Annotated in this window: 4 protein-coding genes and 1 rRNA gene; 2 read left to right on the top strand and 3 right to left on the bottom strand. The window is 71.0% G+C overall.

Going from position 1 to position 6690, the window contains the following annotated elements; translation table 11 throughout:
• Positions 1 to 97, top strand: a 5S ribosomal RNA gene (gene rrf, locus ABT008_RS24525); the annotation flags it as partial.
• 519 nt (positions 98 to 616) lie between these two features.
• On the opposite strand, the gene ABT008_RS24520 is transcribed toward rrf, so the two are convergent.
• Both ABT008_RS24520 and ABT008_RS24515 read right to left on the bottom strand, forming a co-directional pair.
• A complete protein-coding gene (locus ABT008_RS24520; RefSeq protein WP_350698781.1) occupies positions 617 to 2431 on the bottom strand; it encodes a VanW family protein in 1815 nt (604 codons plus the stop codon).
• Positions 2432 to 2529: 98 nt separating this feature from the next.
• The gene (locus ABT008_RS24515; RefSeq protein WP_350698780.1) at positions 2530 to 3825 is read right to left on the bottom strand and encodes a polysaccharide biosynthesis protein; all 1296 of its coding nucleotides are present in this window, start codon (positions 3823 to 3825) and stop codon (positions 2530 to 2532) included.
• Positions 3826 to 3982: 157 nt separating this feature from the next.
• Here ABT008_RS24515 and ABT008_RS24510 point away from each other — a divergent pair, with 157 nt between their 5' ends.
• Positions 3983 to 4738, top strand: coding sequence for an FkbM family methyltransferase (locus ABT008_RS24510; RefSeq protein WP_350698779.1), 756 nt, complete (start codon positions 3983 to 3985; stop codon positions 4736 to 4738).
• Between the two features lie 27 nt (positions 4739 to 4765).
• Here the strand turns inward: ABT008_RS24510 and ABT008_RS24505 are convergent, their stop codons facing one another.
• Positions 4766 to 6682 carry a hypothetical protein gene (locus ABT008_RS24505; protein WP_350698777.1) on the bottom strand — a complete coding sequence of 639 codons (1917 nt, stop codon included), beginning with the start codon at positions 6680 to 6682 and terminating at the stop codon, positions 4766 to 4768.
• Positions 6683 to 6690 lie beyond the last annotated feature (8 nt).

The following is a 6690-nucleotide window of genomic DNA, read 5'->3' as shown; positions in this document are numbered from 1 at the left end:
GGAAACGCCCGGCAACATTCCGAACCCGGAAGCTAAGCCCTCCAGCGCCGATGGTACTGCACCCGGGAGGGTGTGGGAGAGTAGGACACCGCCGGACATCTTTTCGATTTAGGGCCACCCCCATCTGGGGGTGGCCCTAAACGCATTTGGGCTCCCTTAGCGCGGCCCAGCGTGGCTTTCGCGAGTCGTGGCACCGCCGTAGACAAGGCAAGAAGAGAGTGGCTGGCTCACCCTCGCTGGGCGTAGCTGGAGCCGCTGCGCCGCCGACCCTGCCCCTAGCGGCCTGGATGGGAGCGATAAGGGGGGCGCTGCGGCATCACAGCCTGCGGCGGTGGGCAGCAGCAGTCCGGCGGAGGCGCCGAACCGAGATTGGTGCAGGCCCCTGGACGACGGTCATACCCGCAAGGGTTCCGCTCGGGACTCGACCGTGTGTCGCGCCCGGGATCGGCATGGCCCGCCACACCGCCCGCCTGCGCCGCTGATGGCCGGGCGAGGAAGGGTGTTAACAGGGGACCCCTGCTATGCACGAGGCGTTAACAGGGGACCCTTCCTTACACGGAAAGCCCCGCCGGCGTGGGGCCGGCGGGGCCGTGATGGAGCTGGTGGAGGACGGACGTCAGGCGCCGGGCTCCTTGGCGCAGATGAAGCGCGGCTCGGCGCTGTACGTCCAGGTGAACTTCTCCCGCTTGACCACCTTGCCGTCCTTCTTGATGACCCGGAAGGCGTCCTGGGTGAAGCCCTGGCTGCCGCTGGCGGGGATACAGGTCGGGCCCGGCTCCAGGTAGACCGTCTTGGACGACGTGATGTTGCGTCGCGGGCTGTACTCGGTCTTGACGCTGTCCCAGATCTTCGTGCTCCAGATCGACACGGTGATCGAGCTGCCCGTGTACGAGGTGTCGATCAGGACGCCGTGGTCGGTGTTGTTGCGGAACTTGAAGTCGAGGTTGGGCCAGAAGATGGTCGACTCGATGACCGACGGGTAGCGGCTGAAGTAGTACGAGTGCGGCTTGTGTTCGACGTCTTCGAGGCCGGCGTAGTACGTGGCGTTGAACAGCGTGGTGGTGAACTGCGAGGTGCCGCCGCCGACGCCCGGCACCAGCTTGCCGTCCATGATCACTGGCGCGTCGCGGTAGCCCTGGGCGTAGCCGCGCTCACCGGTGTGCCCGTTGAGCGAGAACGTCTCGCCGGGCAGCACCACGGTGCCGTCCACCTTCTTGGCGATCGTCACGATGTTCTGGCTGCGCGCCGAGGAGAGGCCGCCGGTGAAGTTGGTGGTGAAGGAGGAGACCTTCTCCTTGATGCCGAGGCCGCCCAGCTTCTCCGCGGTGAGCTTCGGCTTCTTCTCCGTCAGCTTCGCGGTGATCGTACGGTCGTCGGTGCGGGGCAGGACGGCCATCAGCTCGTCGCCCAGGCCGTCGGTGTCCACCTGCTGGCCGGCGCGCCCCTCGACGACCTTCGGCTTGCCGCCGGAAATGGTCATCGTGGCGTCCTTGGGTGCCACCTCGACCTCGTTCAGCCGGTTCCCCAGGGCGTCCCGCAGCCGCTTCATGTCGATGCTGGCAGTGAGCTTGCCCGTCTTGTCGGCCTTGAAGCGGAGGCCCTTCGCGATAGCCGCTGCCGGGATGTTCACCGAACCCCGGTCCGTGGTCAGCTTCACCGGTGCGGCGACCGCCGGCTCGGCCAGCTCGCGCACCAGACGGTCCACCTCCTCGGCGGAGGTGGCCGGGTGGTTCTCCACCAGCGGCACCGTCACCGGCTGGCCGCTCAACCAGCCCGCCTTGACCACGTCGGCGGAGTGCTCCGGGTCGACGGCGAGGCTCGGCTTGGGGTGACGCACCTTCGGCTTCGTGCCGGTGAACGTGATCGCCGGCATGGTCATCTTGCGGCCCTGGTCGCCGACGAGCTTCTTCAGCTCGGCTTCCAGCTTCGGCACGTCGACGGAGACCACCGGTTCGACCTGCCGCGAGCCGACCAGCCGGTCCACCGCGTGCGCGTCGGTGGAGGCCGCAGCAGCCACCGTGGCGTCCACGTCGACGGTGAGCCCGACCTCGGCCGGGTTGATCTCGGCCGTCCGCTCGCCGATGCGTACCTGGATCGGGGCGGCGAGTTCGGCGGCGCGACGGTCGAGCTGTGCCCGCAACTCACGTGCCGCGTCGGTCCGGCTGCGCCCGCCGAGCTCGGTGCCCATCACGCTGGTGCCTCGGGGCACGTCACCGGCGTACGCCCAGACGGTGACCGCGCCCACCGAGGCGAGCACGGCGGTGGCCACCCCGGAGGCGAGGAGCAGGCGGAACCGGCGCGGCCGGGCCGGTGTACCCGGCGGGGCGGCGCTCGCCTCGGGCTCCGGCCGATCGTTCGGCCAGTTGACCGCGGTCACTTCCACGGTGGGCCGATCGTCGGCGGGGGGTTTCTTCTCGCCGTACAACGTCACAGCTACCTCTTTGGGGAACTACCGCAGGGGGATGGGACCCACCCGGAAGACAACTACGGTAACCAACGGTGCGGCCGGCGGGGAGTCCGAGTGACCCGTCAGTCGTCCGGAGAGCCCGTCCGGCAGGTCGGAACGGCTCTCACGGTCACTCCTGGTGACCGTTCATTCGTCGGCGGGTCAGCGGCGCTGCGACGGAAGACCAACCAGCCCATCACCAGCGCGGTTCCGGCAGCGGTGGCCAGGGCACAGGACAACACACCGGTGACGGTGCGCGGCGCGATCAGGGTGGCCGCCACCGCCAGCACGGCCGACGCCACCCACAGCGGTAGGGCCGGCCACCGGGCGGCGGTCGCCACCCGATCGTTGACGAGCATGAACACCACCGCGTAGAGGGCGCCGGTGGCGGCGAACAGCGGCGCGGAACCGGCGAGATGTCGGTAGTCGGTGCCGCCGACGAGCTGGAACGCCATCTCCCCGCCGATGGCGGCCGCCGCGACCAGGACCGCGCCGCAGGCCAGGATCAGCCCCAACGCCACCAGACGGGCCCGACGGTCGCCCTGGGCCAGCCGAGGCAGCACCAGCAGGGTGACCACCTGAGGTGCCCACAGCGCGCCCTTGGTGAGGACCGCGCCGACGGCGTACGCGCCGGAGTCGGCCGCCGGCAGCAGTTGGCGGGCGAGGAGCAGATCGGCGTACGAGATGGTGAGCATCGCCAGCGTCGCCACGCACGCGGTCGTCACCTGGCGTCCACCGAGTGGCCGGGACGCGGCGGCGTCTGCGGAAGCCGGCGGGGGCGTCACGGCGACGGACGGTGCCGCGAGGCGAGCCAGGATCGGGATGGCGAGCAGGCCGGTGAGCGTACCCAACAGCAGGCAGGTCACCGGTCCCCGACCTGCCAGGAGGCCGACGACCAGTCCGCCGTAGCGGCCGACGGCCAGCACGGTCATCGCGGCGGCGAGCCGCAGGAACCGCTGGTCCCCCTGAAGTTCACCGAGCCAGCGGCCGCTGAGCACGGTGGCGAACGTGGTCGCCGCGAGCAGCAGCGCCAGGGCCACCGGCAGCCGCAGGGCCACGGAGAGCACGGGTGTGGCCGCGAGGGTGGCCGCTGCGGTGAACGCGGCGGTGCGCAGAGCCAGCCCGGCCTCGCCACCGCTCTGGCGACGGGCCCGGTGCGCCGCGACCGCGATCTGCAGACCGAAGCCGGGGACCGCGGCGATCGCCGCCAAGGCGAGGACCGTGGCCAGTGCGCCCAGATCGGCGGCGTTCAGTCGGCGTGCGCCCAGCACGGGTACGACGTACGCCAGTGCGTTGGTCGCCAGGGTGGCGACGGTGACGGCGGCACCGGCCGCGCCGAACCGTACCCTCGCGGCGTCCTTGCCCCTGGTCCGTGTCATGCCACTCCGCGTCGTGCCGGCGGCCGGCGGACCCGCTCGGGTCCGGCCCGGGCGGATTCGAGTCGGGAGATGGCCCGACCGGCAAGACCCTACCGGCCGGTAGATGTCTCCGACAGCCCCTGCCTCAACGGTCGGTGAGCGTCTAGTGTGCTGCCCCATGGCATCGACGAAGCGGTCACCGGCAGCGACCTCCGGTGTGGCGGCGATCCTCCCGCAGCGGTTGCTCGCCGGGGCGATCCGCCGGGTCTATCCCCGGGTGGAGCCGGAACTGGCGCGGCTGACCGACTTCGTGCCGGCCGGTGGCACCGCCGTCGACGTGGGTGCCTGGTACGGGCCGTGGACGGCGCGACTCGTACGGCGTGCCGACCGGGTGGTCGCGGTGGAGCCGACCAGCGCCCTGGCCGGTCAGCTCCGGGTGGCGTTCCCGACCGTCGAGGTGGTCGAGGCTGCCGTCTCCGACCACGAGGGCACCGCGACGCTCTATCTCCCCGAGGGCGGGGCGATCGTCGGCACCTCGTCGTTGGAGGACGAGACGCAGGGCCACCCGGTGTCCGTCCGGCGGATCACGCTCGACTCGCTCGGCCTTACCGACGTGCGGTTCGTCAAGCTCGACATCGAGGGCCACGAACTGCCGGCGCTGCGGGGCGCGGCGGAGACCGTCCGGCGTGACCGTCCGGTGCTGCTGATCGAGGTCGAGGAGCGGATCCAGCCGGTCGAGCCGCTGCTGGACCTGCTGACCGGCTGGGGGTACCGGGGATACGTGCTGCCCGACCGGCAGTGGATTCCGCTTGCCGACTTCGACCTCGGCGGGCACCAGCGGGAGTCCATCGCGCGGGTCGGCCAGAGCTTCGCCCGACGGGTGCTCTGGCCGCGTCCGCGCTACGTCAACTCGGTGCTGTTCCGTCCCGAGTGAGGGTCCGCCGGACGAGAAGCCGACGGGCTACCCCTCCGGCTCGGGTGCCGGATCGCCGATCGCGATCTCGTTGGTGCAGAGCGTCATGTCCGTGCCGGTCACGGTCAGCTCCACACTGTCCCCGCCGCCCACGATCCGGAAGAAGCGCTGGTTAAGCCCCTTCCTGATCGGGAAGACCGCCTCGCCGCTGCCCAGTCGCAGCGTGGCCGTGCCGTCGGCCGAGCTCAGGTAGCCGACGCGTACCACCCAGTGCCATGAGAAGCGCGGCTCGTTCAGCGGTATCCGGATCGTCTCGCCGCCGGCCACCAGGTAACCGCAGCCCTCGCGGGGGCCGGGCTGGATCGTGCTGCCCACGACCGTGGCCACCTTGACCCGGCCCAGTCCGTCGAGCACCGACGGGTGCTCGGCCTCGTCGACGTAGGTGGGACGGGCACCGAGCGCGTGGAAGAACCGGGACTGGAGGTTGTACGGCTCCGAGAGGCGCGGTACGACGTTGTCCGGGACCGGGGAGTCGAAGAAGACGGTGTCGGGTGGTGCACTGGCCAACTCGATCCGCACCGTGTCGATGTACGACCGCCCGGACTTCGCCGCCCACTCGTCGCCGTACCGGGACATGGTCCAGGCGGTGCCGAGGCAGACGGCCACCAGGACCAGGGCGAGCGTGATGGCCACCGGCTCCCGGTAGCGCTCCGGCAGCGGGCCGGACAGTCCCGGTGGCGGTGATCCGGGCGACGCCGGGTCCGGCATGGCCGGTTCCGCGTCGGGCGGTGCGGCGTCGGACGGTGCGGTGGCGGGCGGCCGGGCCGGCCCGACCACGGCTACTCCGAGGCAGATCGCGGCGACCACGACCACGTCGCTGACGTATCGGGGCACCCCGCCCGCCACGCCGCTGAAGGCCGACCCGAGCCGCGTGGCGGCCAGCATCGCGGCCACCATGACCAGGTACGCGACGAGCAGCAGCCAGGCCCGTCCGGCGCGCGGACGACGGCGGACCGTCCCCACGACCAGGGCGACGACGATCACCCAGCTCGCCCAGGTGCCGATCTCCGGCGGCGCGGTGACCGGGGCGCCGTCGCCGGCCCCGAGCCACTGCCACGGCCCGCCCACCAGGCCCGGCACCACGGTCGAGTTGAGCATCTGGGTCAGGAACGAGAAGACCTCGTCGGGGGAGTCCGGGCGGCGCAGGGAGGACTCCGACCGTGTCAGGTACGCGGCCATGAAGACGAGCGAAAGCACCGTCAGCAGCAACCATGACGGCCACCAGCGACGGATCGTGGTCCAGACGGTGCGCAGCGGGCCACCGTCGGCGTAGAGGGTGGCTGTCAGCAGGAAGACCAGCGCCACGACCAGGATCGCCTTCTCGAAGAAGAAGAGCCCGAACAGGACGGAGAGCGCCAGGGCCACCAGGTGCCGGGGCCGTCGGGTCCGTACGTAGTCGACCTGCGCGCGGATCGCGAGCACCATGGCGATCTGCATCGGCAGCATGTTGACGCCGACCGCCCACCAGGACGTCGCCTCCAGCGTCAACGGGCTGAACAGCAGCAGACCGAGCGGCAGGAGAATCAGCCACGACGGCTGGAGCAGGCGGCGCAGCAACTGGAGGAAGACGACGCCGAGGATCGCCTGACCGAGCGCCATGAGCAGCACGTACGGCCAGTAGTCCAGGCCGACGTACTCGGTGACCAGCCAGATGATCAGTCGCCCGCCGGGCATGAGGTGGTTGTTGTAGAGCGCGAACAGGTGCGCGACGGTCAGGTCGGACTCCGCGGCCTGGGTGATGAGCACGTAGTCGTCGGCCGCCAGGAAGCCGCGGAACGCCACGTGGGTTCGCCAGAGCACGCTGAGCGTGATCATGGCCAGCGCGGTCGCCCGGATCGGGTCGCCGTTCCACCATCCGGCCGTCCGGCCAGGCGCCGCCGTCACGTCCGCCCCCGTCGATGTCATGGCGGGAA

It is taken from the genome of Micromonospora sp. NPDC002389, assembly GCF_040296095.1.
GTDB lineage: Bacteria > Actinomycetota > Actinomycetes > Mycobacteriales > Micromonosporaceae > Micromonospora.
The sequence above is the reverse complement of the archived record's forward strand: the minus strand, read 5'-3'. Positions and strand labels throughout refer to the sequence as shown.

Excerpts from the sequence above, each read along its gene's own strand:
- ABT008_RS24510 (WP_350698779.1), top strand. The coding sequence starts at position 3,983 with ATGGCATCGACGAAGCGGTCACCGGCAGCGACCTCCGGTGTGGCGGCG.
- ABT008_RS24515 (WP_350698780.1), bottom strand. The coding sequence starts at position 3,825 with ATGACACGGACCAGGGGCAAGGACGCCGCGAGGGTACGGTTCGGCGCG.
- ABT008_RS24505 (WP_350698777.1), bottom strand. The coding sequence starts at position 6,682 with ATGACATCGACGGGGGCGGACGTGACGGCGGCGCCTGGCCGGACGGCC.